The following is a 17,066-nucleotide window of genomic DNA, read 5'->3' as shown; positions in this document are numbered from 1 at the left end:
GGCGCGTCATGCGCGCCGCGTCGACACGAGAAGGATGAGGATGAAGTAAAACAGGCGCGCCGTCGCGCCGCACCGGCACACGACATCTAACGCGCGGGATGCGCCAGCTCAGGTCAGGCGCACTGAATCGGCATCAATACCGCGACAACTGATTGCCGTTGATCTGTACGCGGTCGCCCGGCCGCAGGTTGCCCGGCGACTGCACGTCGAACGAACGCGTCGAGCCGTCGCTGACCTGCACGTCGATCCGGTAGCTGCTCGGCGGTTGCGCGGCGCCCATCTGCTGGCCGATCTGGTTGCCCGCAACCGCGCCGCCGAGCGCGCCGATCACGGTGGCCGCATCGCGGCCGTGGCCGCGGCCGAACTGGTTGCCCACCAGGCCGCCGACCAGCGCACCGACGACGGTGCCGGCGACGCCCGCCGGGCCAACCGAACCGCTGACCGGCTGGATGTTCGCGACCGTGCCGTACTGCGTGCCGTAGCCGCTCCCGTACTGGTTGCCGTATTGCTGCTGATTGCCGTATTGATCATACGGCTGCGACCCGTATTGCGGCTGGTTGCCGTACTGGTCGTACGGCTGCTGCACGTAGCCGGGTTGCGAATACGCGGGCGTCGCATATTGCTGCTGCGGATAACCCGGCTGTGCGCCGTAATAACCGGGCGCGACGCAGGCGGTCAGCGGAAGCGCCGCCACGGCGACGAGCGAGGCGAACAAAACGGTCTTCGTGGAAGGAATGCGCATCATGATGGTTCCTGCATCGGCAACGTGTTCGCCGACGGATACCGGGACGGGTGGCGAACTCGGCGTGAGTATAAGGAATGGCCGAATGCGTGTCCGGTGCGGCCGGGTAACAACGTGTAAAGTCTGTTGCCGCGCAAATCGCCGGCTTGCGCGGGGCGGTCGCGCAATGGCCGGCAAGGGCGGCGGCGCTCGTTCGGCGGCTTCGATTACGCGTATCGACAGCGGTCCTGCGGAGTATTTTTTGAGGCGGTTGGCCTCTCGATTCCGGCGCCCGAAATCTCGGCTTCCGCGACGCCCCCGACGGGCCGTTGGCATACAGGCCGTCTCCGACGAGATCGGACCCCGCCGCCGCACCTTGCTGGCGTGGCGTCTGCGCCGCCCATCGCGAAATCGAATGCGCGGCATCGCGACATTTAATTGGCCTCGGGCGGTGGCGTCCGATATCGTGGCCGGATTCCCTGCCAACGGTCGCGCCGCGCCGGCTGCGGTGCCTTCCCCTGTCCGCGCCGGTGTCGCGCAGCGACCGCCCCACAGACTCCGAGCCATGACCGATCGCATTTTCATCAACGCCGTTGACGCCGGCGGACAGCCCATCAACCTCGTCGTCCGCGACGGCCGCTTCACCGCAATCGGTACCGATTGCGCGGCCGCGCCCGGCGCACAGACGATCGACCTCGACGGCCGCGTCGTGCTGCCCGGCTTCGTCGATGGCCACATCCACCTCGACAAGAGTTTCGTCGGCGATCGCTGGGTGCCGCACGAATCGGTCGGCTCGCTGCGCGAGCGGCTCGCGGTCGAGAAGCGCCAGCTCGCGGCTGCGCCGCCGATCGTCGAGCGCGCGAACGCACTGATCGCGCAGGCCGCCGCATTCGGCACGGTCGCGATGCGCAGCCACGTCGACGTCGACGCGACGACCGGCCTGTCGAACCTGCAGGCCGTGATGGCCGCGCGCGAGCAATGGCGCGGGATCGTCGACATCGAACTCGTCGCGTTTCCGCAGGCCGGCGTCGTGACGTGCCCGGGCACCGCCGACATCCTCGACGCGGCCATATGCGAAGGCGCGGACGTGGTTGGCGGGATCGACCCGACGACGCTCGACGGCGATGCGGACGGCCAGCTCGACATCGTGTTCGGCATCGCCGAGAAGCGCGGCGCGAAGGTCGACATCCACCTGCACGAGCCGGGCGAAACGGGCATCGCGCAACTGCTGCGGATCGCGGCGCGCACGCGCGCGGCGGGGCTCGGCGGGCGCGTAAACGTGAGTCATGCGTATGCACTCGGCGAAGTAGGCCACGACGATGTTCAACGCACGGCGGCGGCCCTCGCCGAAGCCGGTGTGTCGATCCTGACGAACGCGCCGGGCGACTGCGCGTTTCCGCCGGTGCGGCAGTTGCGCGACGCGGGCGTGCACGTGTTCGCGGGCAACGACAACATCCGCGACGCGTGGTGGCCGTACGGCAACGGCGACATGCTGCAGCGCGCGATGATGGTCGGCTATCGGTCGGGCTTCTACACCGACGAAGCGCTAGGCGTCGCGCTCGACATGGCGACGCACGCCGGCGCGCGCGTGATCGGCAAGGAGAACTACGGAATCGCGGTCGGCTGCGACGCGACGTTCGTCGCGGTGCGCGCGCCGAATGCGGCGGCGGCCGTCGCGGGCGTGCCGGCCGAACGCTGGGTGTTCCGCCGCGGCGAAAGCGATACGGGCGCACCGTTCGCCCCCGCGCTGCGCTTCACGCGCTGACCGACCCGACCGCGGGCAGCGCGCACGCGCCGTGCCCGCTTCCCGCCCGCCTCGCGCTGACCGACCACACCGGAACCGACATGACGAACCTGCTGATCCGCAATGTCCGCACGAGCGCCGACGCTGCGCTCGACATCCTGATCGAAGGCGATCGCATCGCGCGCGTCGGCCCGTCGCTCGACGCGCCTGCAGGCTGCGCGATCGAGGACGGCGCGGGCGCGCTCGCGCTGCCTGGCCTCGTCGAAGGCCACACGCACCTCGACAAGACGCACTGGGGGATGCCGTGGTATCGCAACCAGGTCGGGCCGCGCCTCGTCGACCGCATCGAGAACGAACGGCACTATCGCGCGACGAGCGGCCATGACGCGGGCGCCGCATCGCTCGCGCTGGCGCGCGCGTTCCTCGCGGCGGGCACGACGCGCATCCGCACGCACGTCGACGTCGATACCGAGGCCGGGCTGCGGCACCTGCACGGCGTGCTCGCGACGCGCGAGACGCTGCGCGGGCAGGTCGACATCCAGATCGTCGCGTTTCCGCAATCGGGCGTGCTCAAGCGGCCGGGCACCGACGCGCTGCTGTCCGACGCGCTCGGCGCGGGCGCCGATCTGCTCGGCGGGCTCGACCCGTGCGCGATCGAAGGCGATCCGGTCGAGGCGGTGGACGTGCTGTTCGCGATCGCCGGGCGCCACGGCCGCGGGCTCGACATCCACCTGCACGAGCGTGCGTCGATGGGCGCGTACTCGCTCGACCTGATCCTGCAGCGCACGGCCGCGCACGGCATGCACGGGAAGGTCGCGATCAGCCACGGGTTCTGTCTTGGCGATATCGCCGAACGCGAGCGCGATGCACTGCTCGCGCGGATGGCCGAACTTGGCGTCGCGATCGTCACGACCGCGCCCGCGGATGTGCCGGTGCCGCCGGTGGCCGCGTGCCGCGCGGCGGGCGTGACCGTCATCGGCGGTAACGACGGCGTGCGCGACACGTGGACGCCGTACGGCTCGCCCGACATGCTCGAACGCGCGATGCTGATCGGTATGCGCAACGATTTCCGCCGCGACGACGCGCTCGAAGTCGCGCTCGACTGCGTGACGCACAGTGCCGCGCGCGGGTGCGGTTTCGCCGACTACGGGCTGCAGCCGGGCAGTCGCGCGGATGTCGTGCTTGTCGATGCGCTGACGTTCGCCGAGGCGGTCGTCGCGCGGCCGGTGCGGCGTCTCGTCGTGTCGTCGGGGAAGATCGTCGCGCGCAACGGCGCGCTGGTCTGAGCGTAGCGTCGCGCCGGTATGATCCGGTTTTCAGCCGGATTTCCCGGGAGACGACGATGCAACGCACGACAGCGGCACGGGCCGCACGATGGATGGCGGCGGCCCTGTTCGCCGTGACTGCCGCGCATGCGGTGGCGGCCGGCCCGAACGACGCGCAGCAGGAAGCCAATCGGCGGACGGTGCTCGCGTTCTACGAAAAAGGCTTGAACGAGAAAGACGCGGACGCCGCGCTTGCGTATGTCGGCGAGCGCTACGTGCAGCACAACCCGAACGCGGCCGACGGCCGCGACGGTTTCCGCAAGTTCGTCGCGTTCCTGCGCGACAAGTATCCGCAGTCGCACAGCGAGATCAAACGCTCGTTCGTCGACGGCGACTACGTGATCCTGCACGTGCACGCGGTGCGCGAACCCGGCACGCGCGGCAGCGCGATCATGGACATCTTCCGGTTGGAGAACGGCAAGATCGTCGAGCACTGGGACGTCAACCAGCCGGTGCCAGAACAGGCCGCGAACGGGAACACGATGTTCTGAGTTGTCCGGAGCGTGCAGCCCCCTTCCTCGTTCCTGAACGAACCTCGCCGCGCGACTATTCCTCGTGCTCCAGCATCGCCGCGAGCGTCTTCGTCAGCACGCTGACCATCGGGTCGGCCGTCGGCCGATGCAGGATGGCGATGTCCATGTGCTCGATCGGCGCGAAACCCTGCTTCGCGGTCAGCACGGTGTGCTCGTCGGTCACCACGCGCGCCGGCAGCACGCTGATGCCGAGCCCGTCGGCGACGGCGGCCTGGATACCGCTCAGGCTCGACGTCGTGAAGCTGATCCGCCAGCGGCGGCCGCGCTCCTCGATCGCCTTGATCATGTCGTCGCGATAGAGCCCGCGCGGCGGAAACACGACGATCGGCACCGGGTCGAGATCGATCGACGGATGCTTCGCGCTGTCGATCCAGCGCAGCTTCTCGGGCCAGCGCACGACGGCCTCGCGGCTGTCGCGCCGCTGCTTGATCAGCACGAGGTCGAGCTCGCCGCGGTCGTATGCGGCGCTGATGTCGCGGCTCAGCCCGCAGGTCACTTCGAGCTTGACCTGCGGATGTGTGCGATTGAACGCGGCGAGCGCATGGGTCGTGCGGCCCGCCGCGAAATCGTCGGGCACGCCGAGCCGGATCGTCAGCGCGACCGTCGCACCCGACAGCGCTTCCAGCATCTCGTCGTTCAGCGCGAGCATGCGCCGCGCGTAGCTGAGCACCGTCACGCCCGCGTCGGTCGGCCGCACGTCGCGCGTGCCGCGGTCGAGCAGGCGGTGCCCGGCGATTTCCTCGAGCCGGCGCACCTTCTGGCTGACCGTCGACTGCGTCGAGTGCAGGCGCGCGGAGGCGGTCGTGAAGCTGCCGCAGTCGGCGACCATCACGAGCGCGCGCAGCAGGTCGAGGTCGAACAGAGGTCTATTCATTTATGCACTTTTTCGGATCTGAGCATTTCGTTTCCTAATGCGTGCGACGACTTTTAACATGGCCGGACGCCGCGGGCAATCGCGGTTTCGCCGGGCACGCGGACGTCAATCTCGTGGATTCGAACGGCAAGACGCCGTTGCAGCATGCGCGGCGGCGCGGGTATGGGGAGATCGGGCGGGTGCTGGCGGGGGGCGGTAGGTTTCAGCCGGGACGGGAAGGTGCTGCGGTCAAACCCATACCTCCCGATACAGGTGAAGATCCTTCGACCAAGCTGCGAGGTTTTTCCAGATGGTCCGGAGCGGGGTGCCCGAGCGTTCGGCGGCTTCCTCTGCCGCCTTCACCACGACAGGCAGCGGCACTTCGTCGAGGATGACGGAGAACTGCGATTCGTATCCTTCCGGAATGTGTCCTGTGGTCAACGCGTCGGCCAGCAAGCGCTCGGTCAATTCGCCCTTGTAGCTGACGTTCGCGCTCACAACGGCCTTGTAGAGGCCGTTGTGAGCCTGGCGTGGCAGCGCCAGGAGTTCGATGCCGAGCACGCTGAGCAACGGGATCAGCTTGTTGATGCCGAGATCCTTGACCTTGCCGGCTTCGAGCTGGTTGACGGTGAACCGAGACAGCCCGGCGAGCTTGGCAAGCTGGGCCTGTGTGAGGTCGAGTTCCGCCCTTCGTTTTGCAACGGCCTGACCGATTTCATAGAGTTGCATGTCGACCTCCCGGCGCACGTTCAGCGCCCTCAAATGTAAAATATATCTTACATGCTCGGATGAGCTATTGCCTCCGAGCAATTTCTGATGCGGTATAGGTCGCATTACCAATGCCGCCGAAGCCGCATCGGACAAGGCTCCGCATCGATCGCCTGTATAGACATCGTCACACCGCAGATATCCGGAAAAACGCGCTCTGTGGCAGGCGTTCGTCGCGCAGGGTAAACACCAAAAAAACCGCGAAAATCCCGCCAAAAAGCCGTATTTCAAGCGCCATCCCTTCCTTTTCGCCCCCGCCCGGCCTCACCCCACCTCGTCCCCGCGTGTTCCCGCTTGCGCTCGAAAATTGAGCGGTCTAGACTGCATCGCAGCTTCAACGAAGTCCCGTCTTTCGCGCACCGCACCGCGTCGGCCTCCCGGCTCGGTGCCATCCACCGGACGCCGGCGCTCGCCCGCCGCGTCGAGACCTTCAAGGACACGCCATGAACCGCACTGCAAAGCTCCTCGTTACCGCGCTGGCGTTCGCGCCGCTCGTGTCGTTCGCGCAGGACACGTCGACGATCCGCTGGGGCATCGATCCCACGTATCCGCCGTACGAGGCGAAGCAGCCCGACGGCTCGCTCGCCGGCTTCGACATCGACCTGCGCAATGCGATCTGCGAGGAACTGCGCGCGAAGTGCGTGTGGGTCGAGCAGGGCTTCGACGGGATGATTCCGGCGCTGCGCGCGCGCAAGTTCGACGTGATCATGTCCGCGATGACGGCCACCGACGAGCGGCTCAAGCAGATCGACTTCTCGAACAAGCTGTATGCGTCGCCGGGCGCGCTCGTCGCGCCGGTCGGCTCGAAACTGCTGCCGACCGCGGCGTCGCTCGCGGGCAAGCGCATCGGGATCGACCAGGGCACGACGCAGGAGGCGTACGCGAAGGCCGAATGGGCGACCAAGGGCGTGACGATCGTCTCGTACCAGAACCAGGACCAGGTGTACCAGGATCTCGTCAACGGCCGCCTCGACGCGACCTTCCAGGACAAGACGCAGGCCGGCTACTCGTTCCTGAAGACGCCGCGCGGCAAGGGCTACGCATTCGCGGGCCCTGACGTGACCGATGCGCGGATCACCGGCTACGGCGTCGCGATGGGGCTGCGAAAGGGAGATGCCGACATGAAGAAGCGGCTGAACGGCGCGATCGCCGCGATCCGCGCGAACGGCACGTACCAGAAGATCGCCGCGAAATACTTCGACTTCGACATCTACGGCGCGAAGCAGTGAGCGTCGCACCGTGACTTCGTGATCCATTCAATCGACAGGCAAACCATGACGAGTATCCAGGACCGCGTCGCGCAAGCCGTGACGCCCGAACTGATCGCCGCGTTCCGCGAGGAAGGCGCGGTCTGCATCAAGGGCATCTTTTCGCCCGACGAAGTGGCCGCGCTCCGGGCCGGCATCGACGCGAATCTCGCGCAGCCGAGCGAGCGCGCGAAAGTTGCGAGCCGGCCCGACGATCCGGGCTGGTTCTTCGAGGATTTCTGCAACTGGCAGCACAACGACGCGTACCGCGACTTCATCGTGCGCTCGCCGGCGCCGTCGGTGGCCGCCGCGCTGATGGGCACGGAGCACGTGCGGCTGCATCACGACCACCTGCTCGTGAAGGAACCCGGCACGCGGCAGCGCACGCCGTGGCACCAGGACCAGCCGTACTACAACATCGAAGGCGACGACAACGTCAGCATGTGGATTCCGGTCGATCCGGTGCCGCTCGAATCGACGCTGGAATTCGTCGCGGGCTCGCATCGCGGGCCGTGGCTGATGCCGCGCACGTTCATGGACAAGGAGGCGAAGTGGTTTCCGGAAGGCAGCCTCGCGGACCTGCCCGACATCGAAGCCGATCGCGCGGCGTTCCCGATCCGCCACTGGGCGCTCGAGCCCGGTGACATGGTGTGCTTCCGGATGCTCACGCTGCATGCGTCGGGCGGCACGCAGAACCGCCGGCGCGCGTTCTCGATCCGCTTCGTCGGCGACGACATCCGTCACGCGCCGCGCCGCTGGAAAACGTCGCCCGATTTCCCCGGGCTCGCGGAGCAGCTGCCCGACGGCGCGCCGCTCGAACACCCGCTGTTTCCGGTCGTGTGGTCGCGCGACGCGGGGCAGGTCGGCGCGATCTGACCGGCGCATGTAACGAGCGCGGCGGCCGTTTCCTGACGAAACGGCCGCCGCGCGTTTTTGTGCGTATTGGCGTGTCTGCGTGTGACGAAGGTTCAGGTCGGGTGGCGCCCGGCGCCCGGCTTGAAGCGCGAGCCGAGCCGGTAGCGGTTGCCCGGGTGCAGGAAGTGCACGAACGTGACGGGCAGCCCGTCCGTCCAGGTGCGGCGCGTGAGCGTGAGGCACGGCTCGTCGGCGCGCATGTCGAGCAGTCGTGCTTGTTCGCCGGTCGGCAACGATGCGTCGACGACGTGCTCGATTTCCAGTTCGTAGTGCGACACGTTGTTGTACAGATACTCGGACGGCGGCTCGGTCTGGAAATCCTGGTCGATGAAACCGGGCGCGGCGGCCGGGTTCACGTAGCGATCCTCGAGCTGGATCGGTCGGCCGTTTTCCTCGTGCACGCAGACTACATGAAAGACCGGCGTGTTGACCGGCAGGCCGAACGCGGCCGCGACGTCGAACGAAGCGGGCTCGCTCGACCGGCTCAGCACGCGGCAGCGGTATTCGTGCCCGCGCGCGCGGATTTCGTCGCGGATATGCGCGATCATCAGCAGGTTCGATTGCGGCTTCGCTTCGGCGACGAAGGTGCCGACGCCCGCGATGCGCTTCAGCACGCCTTCCTCGGTCAGTTCGCGCAGCGCGCGGTTGACCGTCATGCGCGCGACGCCGAACTGCGCGGCGAGATCGAGCTCGGACGGAATGCGGTCCCCGGGGCGCCAGTCGCCCGACTCGACGTTCTGGCGAACGAGCGTCTTGATCTGCTGGAACGGTGCGGTGGCCTTTGTGACCATCGGGGATCCTTGTGGATGAAATACGGGAGCGATTCTATCGCCTTTCCGCAGGCGTGCTATGGACTTGGCCATGTGCAATCGGGCACTCGCAAACCGAGCTCGCCCAAGCCGGCGTGCGCAATTCGAGCGCTGTCCGGGCATGCCGTCCGCAACGCTGGTCCGCATCCGGGATGCGACGTCGCATGCGGCATGCGTGGCCGGCCGGATCGCGGTGACGCGGATCACAATTCCCGCACGTCGGCCGTCGGCGTGGAACCGAACGCGTCGCTCAGCGCATAGCCGATCAACTGGCGTGCGGCCGCCTCGGGCGTCGCGAGCGCGCCGCTCGACTTCAACTGGTCGAACTTCTCGCGCATCGGGAAGTTGTCTTCGCTGGTCGAGCGGATCGTCGCCTGCATGCCCGTATCGACGACACCCGGCGCGACGCTGCAGATCTGCAGCGCTCGGTTCGCATCGAGCGCGACCGCGCGCGCATGGTGATCGAGTGCGGCCTTGGTCGCGCAGTAGATGCTCCAGCCCGCGTACGCGTTGCGCGCCGCACCGCTCGACAGGTGCAGGATCCGGCATTCGGTCGTGGCGGATGCCGCCTGCGCGAGCGCGGCCGACAGCATCAGCGGCGCCGCGACGTTCAGGCCGACCGCGCGCGCGACGATCGCCGGGTCCTGCGCGGCGAGCGGGCCGATCGGATCGACGATCCCCGCGTTGTTGAACAGCAGCACGATCGACGCGCCGTCGACGAAGCTGCGCAGCGTGTCGCCGGCCAGCCAGGTCGCGACGGCCGACGTGTCCGACAGGTCGAGTTCGACTTCGGCGAAGCGGTCGCCGGCTTGCGACGCGAGCGACGGATGGCGGCTGCGCGACACGCCGAGCACGACGATGCCTTCCTGCAGCAGTTGTTCGGCGAGCGATGCGCCGAGACCGCGCGTGTGTCCGGTGACGATGGCGCGCACGTGCGGCGCGGTTGAGGATGCAGTCATGGTGGCGAGCGGGTGATTGGGTGAAAAGGTGAACGGTGTCGACGAGCGGCGCGCATGCGCGGCGGCAGTGTGTGTTGGGCCGGTGATGCGTGGTATTGATGTGCAGAGGTGTGCAGAGGCGGTTGCGCGCGGCGCCGCGGATGTCCGCATGAACGCATATCGTAGCGTCGGCATGCGTGTCGCGCAAACGCGGGCATACACCGCACGCTGCGGCGTGTGTGAAGCGCGAGTTCACAAGTGCCGCGCGCATGCATCGTCGCGCGGCGCCGGGAGGCCGATACGTTGGACGAAAGCGACTGCGGCAAGTGCGCGCGCCGGCACGGCGAGCAGCGCCGGGCCATGCGCCGCGAGCTATCATATGGCTCGCCCGTTTGCGATACCGGACGGGCCGCGACCGTTTCCCCTCACCTGCTGCACGCTGCGAAGCCACCATGAACACCACGCCGGATACGCCCACGCCTCGCGCCCTTCGCGAACTCACGCCTCTCGAGGCCCGCATTCTCGGTGTGCTCGTCGAGAAACAGCACACGGTGCCGGACACCTACCCGCTGTCGCTGAATGCGCTGACCGCGGGCTGCAACCAGAAAACCGCGCGCTCGCCGGTGATGAACGTCAGCGAGGACGAAGTCACGACCGCGCTCGACGGGCTGAAGCACCTGAGCCTCGTGATGGAAGGCAGCAGCAGCCGCGTGCCGCGTTTCGAGCACAACATGAACCGCGTGCTCGGCATCCCGAGCCAGGCGATTGCGCTGCTCACGATCCTGCTGCTGCGCGGCCCGCAGACGGCCGCCGAGCTGCGCCTGAACAGCGCGCGCCTGCATGGTTTCGCGGATATCTCGTCGGTCGAGGCGTTTCTCGACGAACTCGCGGCGCGTGCGCAGGCGCTCGTCGTCCGGCTGCCGCGTGCGCCGGGCGCACGCGAGAATCGCTGGATGCACCTGATGTGCGGCGAGGTGAACGTGGCCGACTTCGCGAGCGCGGATGCCGGCGGCGCGGATTCCGTGCCGCCTTCCGAATTCGAGGCGCTGAAGGCCGAACAGAAGCGCCTCTCGGATGAAGTGGCGCGACTGAGTGCACTGGTTCAGCGGATGGCCGGCGAACTGGGGATCGACGTCGATGTGCAGGGCGGCGCGGGCTGACGCCATGACTGCGGTGCGTGCGCATCGCTCGGCGTCGTTACTGCGCGGCCGGGTCGATACGCGATGCGGATGCGGATACCGCAACGCACCGCCGCGTTACTTCAGCTTGACGCCCGGTACGAGATAACGCGCGCCGCCAGACCTCAGGATCGGTGCGAGCGCCGCAAACGGCGCGTCGAGCTGCGGCCCGAGACACGCGCCCTCCGCGTGGTTGATACCGGACACGGCGAACGACAGTTTGCCGGGCGCATCGAGTTCGAACGCAAGATACTGGGGAAACACGTCGGCGCACGACAGCGAATTGCCTTCGCCGTCTGTCGGCCGTTCGCCCGGCTCGGTCTTGTCACGCCGCTGCGCGATGAAGCGCGTCAGTGCGGCGCTCGTTTCCATGTTGCCGGCCTTGCCCGACGAAGCTGCATCGATCACGCGATTCCAGTCGAGATACGCGCCGCGCAGCAGGTCGAACGTGACCGGATCGTAGTGATTGTTCGGGTACGCGCCGCCGCAGAACGTGCTGCCCGATTCCACGATGCCCAATGCCGCACGCGACAGCCATGTGACCGTCACGTGCTCGTCGTCGTAGCCGCCGAGCGTCCCGGCTGCCGGCCCGTCGTCGGTATAGCGCGTCGATGCGCATTCGAGCGCGGCGAGATTCATCTGCCAGTGCCGCTGTTCCAGCAAATGATTGACCTGCGCCATCACGGCCGGATCGGGATGGCGGCTCAGCCGCGGATACGCGAGCACCGTGCGCGGGTCGCTCCACATCCGGTACGCGACCGTGCCGTCGCCGATCTCGGTGCCAACCGGCCGCGCGTGCCCTGCGAGCTTCAGCGTGGCATAAGGCGCGTGCTTCATGTCGATGTCCGCGCCGCGCGCGATGCCGCTGCCGACGCCGCCTGCGGAGAGATCGGTGATGGTTTCGACGGCGCCGGGCGCTATCGCGTCGGGATCGTATTCGGCGACGCGGCGCAACGTGAAGGTGCGTGTCTTGCCGGAGCGCGCATCGGTCCAGCGGCCGCGATAGCCGCCCTGGTCCCGCGTGCCGCGCCAGGTTGCCGCGACATGCTCGAAATCGGCATGCTCGCGGAATGCCGACGAGTCGCGCGCGTCGTCCGGCAACTGCGTGCGCACGAGCGGTTCGACCAATTGCGCGGGCGTGCCGTGCAGCGGGATATCGACGCCGAACTGCGCATAGAAATAGCGGCCGGAGAGATTGCCGTCCGCGGCCGGGAAGTTGTCGAGTTCCATCACGACGGCGCCGGCGCCTTGCAGCGTTCCCTCGTAGACCGTGCGCGGCGCGGCATCCGACCCACCCGCGCGCAGCGCGATCAGCACCCACGCGATCCGGATCAGCGGGCGCATCACCAGCGGCACCCGGCTTGTGCGGACGCATCGACATCCAGCGCCCTGCCGAACGCGGTTTTCTTGCCGGTGCGCGCATTGGTGTAGGTCATCGAATAGATGTTGGCGCCCTGGGACATCATTTCGTATCTCCCGTTGATCTTGCCGTCGACCATTTCGACCCAGGTCGTCGTGAACTGATGCGGACGGTCTTCGGCGAGCACTTCGTCCTCTTCGTGTTCGATCACCAGCGGGAGGGCCGTTTTCGATTTCGCGTACCGGACCATGCCGCCCGTCCAATTGACCGCATCGTCGTAGTAGGTGCGCATCTCGAAGCGCACGGGTTTGTCGCCATCCGATGTGAAGCAGAACACTTCGGTGGAAACCTTGGCGAGCGCCGGCAACGAAATACAGAGCAGTACCGCGGCAAGAGCTTTTTTCATGATGGTGGTGTGCAAGAGATTAAGCGGCCTTTCAACCGACACTGATCCGCGTAGCCCCCGCATCGACGAGCCGGAACAGCAGATCCTCGACGGCCGTCTCGGGCGCGGAACCGAGATCCGCATTGACGCGCCACCCCTGTTCCGTGCGAACCGGTTCCGACAGGTAGTGAACGATGCCATGCAGCCCGTCTTCGGCCGGTGCGTTCTCGTCGTCCACATCGAACCACGCGAAGAACCATGTCTTGAACGCGTCGACCGCCGCGCTTTCGTCGAGACCGTCGGCCTCGATCGCGGCCCAGTCCCACACGAACGGGCGGATCGATACGGCCGCCGTTTCGAGATCGAACGCGAATGGTTCGAAATCCAGTTGCGAGGTCGAATCGATCATCGACGGCTGGCCGGCCGCGTCGCCTTCGGCCGGGATCGTGTCGGCCCGGCACGGCAGCGCGAGCGGCCCTTCGGTGGCCAGCGCGCCGTCGGCCTGCCGGTAGGCCGGTTCGACGATCACCGCCGGTTGCGCTGCCGCTTTCGCGAGCAGGTCGATATAGGGTTGGCGGATGGCACGGAGCAGTTCGGATACGGTCATCGTGGCGTGTCGGTTGGGCAGGAAACGATCGGTCACAGGCAGGCGGTGCGCCGCGCGGCCCGCATCGCACGACGGGCCGCTTCGGTAACGGACAGCCGTGATCGTACGGCACTTCGTCCGGGTGCGGACAGTCGGCCGAACGGCCGGGGTGCCCGCATCGCATTGCGGCGGATTTAGACGTTTACCTTCAAACAATGGAAAACGCACATCGAACGCGTTCTCGTTGTGCTTCAATTCATCCGGTTTGTACTCCTACTAAAATTGCAGATTCCGAACAAACCGGATCATTCATCTACAGGAACAGGAGACAGTCGATGGCACGGAAACGGTTGTGAATCGGCAATCGCGATGGTCTGCAACACCGCCGAACTTCCTTCGATGAAAGCAGGTTATCCAAGGGGCCTCCACCCATGTCCTCCAGACGTTTGATGATTGCCGCGGCCGCCGTGTCCACTGCACTGGCCTTCGCCGCACCGCCGGCCAGCGCCGGTGCGCCGACCGTGTCCGATCCGTTCTATACGTACGCCGGCACCACGCCATTGGCATCGATTCCACCGGGCACGGTGCTGAAGTCGCGCAACGTCACCTATCACGTGGCCGGCATTCCGACCGCGCTGACCGCGCAGCAGCTGCTGTATCGCACCAGCAACGCGCGGAACCAGCCGGTCGTCAACGTGACGTCCGTGATCCGGAGTCAGGTCAGCAACGGCCAGGCCATCTCGTACCAGTCGGCCTACGATTCGCTGAACCCGTACGATGAACCGTCGCAGGTGATCGCCGGCGACCGCGACGTTACCAAGGTCATCAACGTGGGCACGTTGTTCTACAGCGCGGAATCGGTTCCGCTGTCGACACTGCTGCTGCTGGGCTACAACATCATCGTGCCCGATACGGAAGGCCAGACGGCGGACTTCGCCGCCGGCCCCGAATACGGGATGACGACGCTCGATTCGATCCGCGCGGCGCTCAACACGCCGTCGACCGGTCTGAATCCGTCGAGCAAGGTCGCGATGATCGGTTATTCCGGCGGTGCGATCGCGACGAACTGGGCCGCGCAACTCGCGCCGAGCTATGCGCCCGACATCAACAGGCAGCTCGTCGGCGCGGCGGAAGGCGGCGTGCTGGTCGACCCCGCGCACAATCTGCGCTATGTGGACGGCAGCATCGTCTGGGGCGGCGTCGCCGCGGCCGCGCTCGCCGGGCTGTCGCGCGGCTACGGCTTCGACCTGACGCCCTATCTCAGCGACACCGGCGTTGCCGTGTTCAAGGACATCCAGAGCCAGTCGCTCGGATACATCCTGCCGAAGTACACGGGCTTGCATTGGGCGACGCTGTTCAAGCCGCAATACGCGAACGACATCAACAGCATTCCGGTGTATGTGACGTACGCGAACAAGGTGAATGCGGGGTTGGCCGCGTCGCCGACCATTCCAATGTTTATCGGCCAGGGCACGGCGGGCGCGCTCGACGGCACGTTCGGCAGCCAGGTGGGCGACGGCGTGATGCTTGCGTACGACGTGCGCGCGCTTGCGCAGAAGTTCTGCGCGAGCGGCACGCCGGTCACGTACACCGAGTATCCGCTCGAACATGTGGGCGCGATCGTGCCCTGGGTGGCCGGCATGCTGCCGTGGCTCTACGACCGCTTCAACGGGAAAGCCGCGCCGAGCAATTGCTGGCTGACGGCGCTGCTGCCGAGCAATTCGCTGGCGCCCGAGACGCCGCACTAGACGCGCCGGGCGACGCGGTGAAGGGCAGGGCGATCCGCCGCGGATCGCCCTTTTTTGTCCCGCGTTTGGCCGTCTGTCGCATTTGCCTGACCGCAGTCACCCGCATTGCCCCGCCGCGACCGGCTGCCGCCTCTCCCGGGTGCCATAATCGAGCCTGCACATCATTCCAGACGTCCCCCGGAGAATCACCATGCAGAACCTCGACAATCCTTCCCACGATCGCGAGGTAGGCAGCGCCGACGCGACGCAGGACACCACGCGCATCGACGATGTCCGCATCGGCGCCGTGCGCCCGCTGATTTCGCCGGCGCTGCTGCTCGACGAATTGCCGGTGCCGGCCGCCACGCAGACGCTCGTCGAGGATACGCGCCGCGCGATCGGCGACATCCTGCACGGCCGCGACGACCGGCTGCTGCTCGTCGTCGGCCCGTGCTCGATCCACGATCACGACCAAGCACTCGACTACGCGCGCCGCCTGAAAGTTGCGGCCGATGCGCTGAAGGACGACCTGCTGATCACGATGCGCGTCTACTTCGAGAAGCCGCGCACGACGGTCGGCTGGAAGGGCTACATCAACGATCCGCGCCTGGACGGCAGCTTCCGCATCAACGAAGGGCTGCGCGCCGCGCGGCAGCTGCTGCTCGACGTCAATGCGCTCGGCCTGCCGGCCGCGACCGAATTCCTCGACCTGCTGAGCCCGCAGTACATCGCCGACCTGATCGCGTGGGGCGCGATCGGCGCGCGCACGACCGAGAGCCAGAGCCACCGCCAGCTCGCGTCGGGGCTGAGCTGCCCGATCGGCTTCAAGAACGGCACCGACGGCGGCGTGCAGGTCGCGTCGGACGCGATCGTCGCCGCGGCCGCGAGCCATGCGTTCATGGGGATGACGAAGATGGGGATGGCCGCGATCTTCGAGACGCGCGGCAACGACGATGCGCACGTGATCCTGCGCGGCGGCAAGAGCGGCCCGAACTACGACGCCGCGCATGTCGAGGCGTGCTGCGCGGTGCTGCGCAAGGCCGGGCTGCGCGAGCAGGTGATGGTCGACTGCTCGCATGCGAACTCGAACAAGTCGCACGAGCGGCAGATCGACGTCGCGCAGGATCTCGCGCGGCAACTGTCGCAGGGCGAGCACCGAATCGTCGGCGTGATGGTCGAGAGCCATCTCGAGGCCGGGCGGCAGGATCTGAAGCCGGGTGTGCCGTTGCAGTACGGCGTGTCGATTACCGATGCGTGCCTGAGCTGGACGCAGACGGAGCCGGTGCTCGATGTGCTGGCGGAGGCGGTGCGGCATCGCAGGGTGTATTCGCGGAATGCGTGACGGGGGCGGCGCCGATATGCGTGCTGCGTCATCACGTCCGATGCAGCATCTCGCGAGTGGCGCTAACATGGCGCCGGTGCGATGTGTCGCGCGCACGGAGGCGGCGAGGCCGGCCGCCGATATCGACAACAATTCACCGGAGTGCATAAAAACATGGCGTTCTACAAAACCCTCATCGCAGCAACCGTCCTCGCATCGAGCGTCAGCGCACACGCGCAGATCGCCGGCGCGCAGCCGCTCAGCGTGACCGTCGAGCAATCGCAGGCACTGCTCGAAGGCTGGAGCGTGAAGAAGAGCGTACTCGGCAAGACCGTTTACAACGACGCGAACCAGAAGGTCGGCACCGTGCGCGACCTGATCGTCGCGCCGGACGGCTCGGTGTCGGCGGCGATCGTGTCGGCCGGCGGTTTCCTCGGCGTGGCCGCGCACGACGTCGCGGTGCCGATCGCGTCGCTCGACGTGCGCAACGGCAACATCTACCTGCCTGGCGCAACGAAGGATGCGCTGAAGGCGACGCCGGCGTTCCAGTACGCGAAGGTGCCGTCGCCGCCGAAGCCGAAGAAGCTCGACGACAAGCACTGATCGATGCGGCCCGGCGCACGCTGCGCCGGGCCCGGCCGACCGCGGGCCGTGAA

Annotated in this window: 17 protein-coding genes; 9 read left to right on the top strand and 8 right to left on the bottom strand. The window is 67.2% G+C overall.

The features are described 5' to 3' along the window. Positions 1–133 precede the first annotated feature (133 nt). Positions 134–745, bottom strand: a complete 612-nt coding sequence (locus tag FPJ27_RS18910; RefSeq protein ID WP_204422112.1) for a glycine zipper 2TM domain-containing protein — start codon at positions 743–745, stop codon at positions 134–136. Between the two features lie 541 nt (positions 746–1,286). On the opposite strand from FPJ27_RS18910, the gene FPJ27_RS18905 reads away from it, so the two are divergent. The 3 genes from FPJ27_RS18905 (at position 1,287) to FPJ27_RS18895 (ending at position 4,281) form a co-directional block, all read left to right on the top strand. Beyond that, positions 1,287–2,486: an amidohydrolase family protein gene (locus tag FPJ27_RS18905; protein ID WP_204422111.1), complete on the top strand. Its 1,200-nt coding sequence runs from the start codon at positions 1,287–1,289 to the stop codon at positions 2,484–2,486. Between the two features lie 80 nt (positions 2,487–2,566). Then, entirely contained in the window at positions 2,567–3,751 is a 1,185-nt protein-coding gene (locus FPJ27_RS18900) for an amidohydrolase family protein (RefSeq protein ID WP_072439982.1), read from the top strand. 56 nt (positions 3,752–3,807) lie between these two features. Then, positions 3,808–4,281 (top strand): nuclear transport factor 2 family protein, encoded by a 474-nt coding sequence (locus FPJ27_RS18895; RefSeq protein ID WP_204422110.1) that lies wholly within the window; start codon positions 3,808–3,810, stop codon positions 4,279–4,281. A 55-nt stretch (positions 4,282–4,336) separates the two neighbouring features. Here FPJ27_RS18895 and FPJ27_RS18890 read toward each other — a convergent pair whose 3' ends face one another. Both FPJ27_RS18890 and FPJ27_RS18885 read right to left on the bottom strand, forming a co-directional pair. Then, entirely contained in the window at positions 4,337–5,197 is an 861-nt protein-coding gene (locus tag FPJ27_RS18890) for a LysR family transcriptional regulator (RefSeq protein WP_204422109.1), read from the bottom strand. A 228-nt stretch (positions 5,198–5,425) separates the two neighbouring features. Beyond that, on the bottom strand, positions 5,426–5,905 hold the full coding sequence (locus tag FPJ27_RS18885; RefSeq protein ID WP_072440281.1) for a helix-turn-helix domain-containing protein: 480 nt from the start codon (positions 5,903–5,905) through the stop codon (positions 5,426–5,428). Positions 5,906–6,387: 482 nt separating this feature from the next. On the opposite strand from FPJ27_RS18885, the gene FPJ27_RS18880 reads away from it, so the two are divergent. Then, entirely contained in the window at positions 6,388–7,173 is a 786-nt protein-coding gene (locus tag FPJ27_RS18880) for an ABC transporter substrate-binding protein (RefSeq protein WP_204422108.1), read from the top strand. A 45-nt stretch (positions 7,174–7,218) separates the two neighbouring features. After that, the gene (locus tag FPJ27_RS18875) at positions 7,219–8,067 is read left to right on the top strand and encodes a phytanoyl-CoA dioxygenase family protein (RefSeq protein ID WP_204422107.1); all 849 of its coding nucleotides are present in this window, start codon (positions 7,219–7,221) and stop codon (positions 8,065–8,067) included. A 92-nt stretch (positions 8,068–8,159) separates the two neighbouring features. Here the strand turns inward: FPJ27_RS18875 and hutC are convergent, their stop codons facing one another. Both hutC and FPJ27_RS18865 read right to left on the bottom strand, forming a co-directional pair. Further along, positions 8,160–8,897, bottom strand: coding sequence for a histidine utilization repressor (hutC, locus tag FPJ27_RS18870; RefSeq protein ID WP_204422106.1), 738 nt, complete (start codon positions 8,895–8,897; stop codon positions 8,160–8,162). Between the two features lie 221 nt (positions 8,898–9,118). Next, on the bottom strand, positions 9,119–9,874 hold the full coding sequence (locus FPJ27_RS18865; protein WP_204422105.1) for an SDR family oxidoreductase: 756 nt from the start codon (positions 9,872–9,874) through the stop codon (positions 9,119–9,121). A gap of 431 nt (positions 9,875–10,305) precedes the next feature. On the opposite strand from FPJ27_RS18865, the gene FPJ27_RS18860 reads away from it, so the two are divergent. After that, complete coding sequence (locus tag FPJ27_RS18860; RefSeq protein ID WP_072439997.1) at positions 10,306–11,013, top strand: YceH family protein; 708 nt, start codon at positions 10,306–10,308, stop codon at positions 11,011–11,013. A gap of 96 nt (positions 11,014–11,109) precedes the next feature. On the opposite strand, the gene FPJ27_RS18855 is transcribed toward FPJ27_RS18860, so the two are convergent. The 3 genes from FPJ27_RS18855 to FPJ27_RS18845 are packed head-to-tail and all read right to left on the bottom strand — an operon-like array spanning position 11,110 to position 13,383. After that, positions 11,110–12,375 (bottom strand): hypothetical protein, encoded by a 1,266-nt coding sequence (locus tag FPJ27_RS18855; RefSeq protein ID WP_204422104.1) that lies wholly within the window; start codon positions 12,373–12,375, stop codon positions 11,110–11,112. After that, entirely contained in the window at positions 12,375–12,812 is a 438-nt protein-coding gene (locus FPJ27_RS18850; protein WP_239483228.1) for a hypothetical protein, read from the bottom strand. The genes FPJ27_RS18855 and FPJ27_RS18850 overlap by 1 nt, the downstream gene beginning before the upstream one ends. Positions 12,813–12,828: 16 nt before the next feature. After that, positions 12,829–13,383 (bottom strand): hypothetical protein, encoded by a 555-nt coding sequence (locus FPJ27_RS18845; RefSeq protein WP_072440001.1) that lies wholly within the window; start codon positions 13,381–13,383, stop codon positions 12,829–12,831. 410 nt (positions 13,384–13,793) lie between these two features. On the opposite strand from FPJ27_RS18845, the gene FPJ27_RS18840 reads away from it, so the two are divergent. From FPJ27_RS18840 to FPJ27_RS18830, 3 genes are all read left to right on the top strand, one after another. Beyond that, entirely contained in the window at positions 13,794–15,110 is a 1,317-nt protein-coding gene (locus FPJ27_RS18840; protein WP_204422103.1) for a lipase family protein, read from the top strand. Positions 15,111–15,300: 190 nt separating this feature from the next. Continuing rightward, positions 15,301–16,431 carry a 3-deoxy-7-phosphoheptulonate synthase gene (locus FPJ27_RS18835; protein ID WP_072440005.1) on the top strand — a complete coding sequence of 377 codons (1,131 nt, stop codon included), beginning with the start codon at positions 15,301–15,303 and terminating at the stop codon, positions 16,429–16,431. A gap of 153 nt (positions 16,432–16,584) precedes the next feature. Beyond that, the gene (locus FPJ27_RS18830; protein ID WP_072440007.1) at positions 16,585–17,013 is read left to right on the top strand and encodes a PRC-barrel domain-containing protein; all 429 of its coding nucleotides are present in this window, start codon (positions 16,585–16,587) and stop codon (positions 17,011–17,013) included. Positions 17,014–17,066: the final 53 nt, after the last annotated feature.

The sequence above is a fragment of the Burkholderia sp. MS455 genome, from assembly GCF_016899445.1.
In the GTDB taxonomy this organism is placed as follows: domain Bacteria; phylum Pseudomonadota; class Gammaproteobacteria; order Burkholderiales; family Burkholderiaceae; genus Burkholderia; species Burkholderia pyrrocinia_C.
This window is presented reverse-complemented; position numbering and strand designations above follow the sequence as displayed.

What these genes read in the sequence shown, in the direction of transcription:
- FPJ27_RS18900 (WP_072439982.1), top strand. Translation starts at nt 2,567, where the DNA reads ATGACGAACCTGCTGATCCGCAATGTCCGCACGAGCGCCGACGCTGCG.
- FPJ27_RS18840 (WP_204422103.1), top strand. Translation starts at nt 13,794, where the DNA reads ATGTCCTCCAGACGTTTGATGATTGCCGCGGCCGCCGTGTCCACTGCA.
- FPJ27_RS18845 (WP_072440001.1), bottom strand. Translation starts at nt 13,383, where the DNA reads ATGACCGTATCCGAACTGCTCCGTGCCATCCGCCAACCCTATATCGAC.
- FPJ27_RS18880 (WP_204422108.1), top strand. Translation starts at nt 6,388, where the DNA reads ATGAACCGCACTGCAAAGCTCCTCGTTACCGCGCTGGCGTTCGCGCCG.
- FPJ27_RS18860 (WP_072439997.1), top strand. Translation starts at nt 10,306, where the DNA reads ATGAACACCACGCCGGATACGCCCACGCCTCGCGCCCTTCGCGAACTC.
- FPJ27_RS18895 (WP_204422110.1), top strand. Translation starts at nt 3,808, where the DNA reads ATGCAACGCACGACAGCGGCACGGGCCGCACGATGGATGGCGGCGGCC.
- FPJ27_RS18830 (WP_072440007.1), top strand. Translation starts at nt 16,585, where the DNA reads ATGGCGTTCTACAAAACCCTCATCGCAGCAACCGTCCTCGCATCGAGC.
- FPJ27_RS18865 (WP_204422105.1), bottom strand. Translation starts at nt 9,874, where the DNA reads ATGACTGCATCCTCAACCGCGCCGCACGTGCGCGCCATCGTCACCGGA.
- FPJ27_RS18885 (WP_072440281.1), bottom strand. Translation starts at nt 5,905, where the DNA reads ATGCAACTCTATGAAATCGGTCAGGCCGTTGCAAAACGAAGGGCGGAA.
- FPJ27_RS18835 (WP_072440005.1), top strand. Translation starts at nt 15,301, where the DNA reads ATGCAGAACCTCGACAATCCTTCCCACGATCGCGAGGTAGGCAGCGCC.
- FPJ27_RS18890 (WP_204422109.1), bottom strand. Translation starts at nt 5,197, where the DNA reads ATGAATAGACCTCTGTTCGACCTCGACCTGCTGCGCGCGCTCGTGATG.
- FPJ27_RS18905 (WP_204422111.1), top strand. Translation starts at nt 1,287, where the DNA reads ATGACCGATCGCATTTTCATCAACGCCGTTGACGCCGGCGGACAGCCC.
- FPJ27_RS18875 (WP_204422107.1), top strand. Translation starts at nt 7,219, where the DNA reads ATGACGAGTATCCAGGACCGCGTCGCGCAAGCCGTGACGCCCGAACTG.
- hutC (WP_204422106.1), bottom strand. Translation starts at nt 8,897, where the DNA reads ATGGTCACAAAGGCCACCGCACCGTTCCAGCAGATCAAGACGCTCGTT.
- FPJ27_RS18855 (WP_204422104.1), bottom strand. Translation starts at nt 12,375, where the DNA reads ATGCGCCCGCTGATCCGGATCGCGTGGGTGCTGATCGCGCTGCGCGCG.
- FPJ27_RS18910 (WP_204422112.1), bottom strand. Translation starts at nt 745, where the DNA reads ATGATGCGCATTCCTTCCACGAAGACCGTTTTGTTCGCCTCGCTCGTC.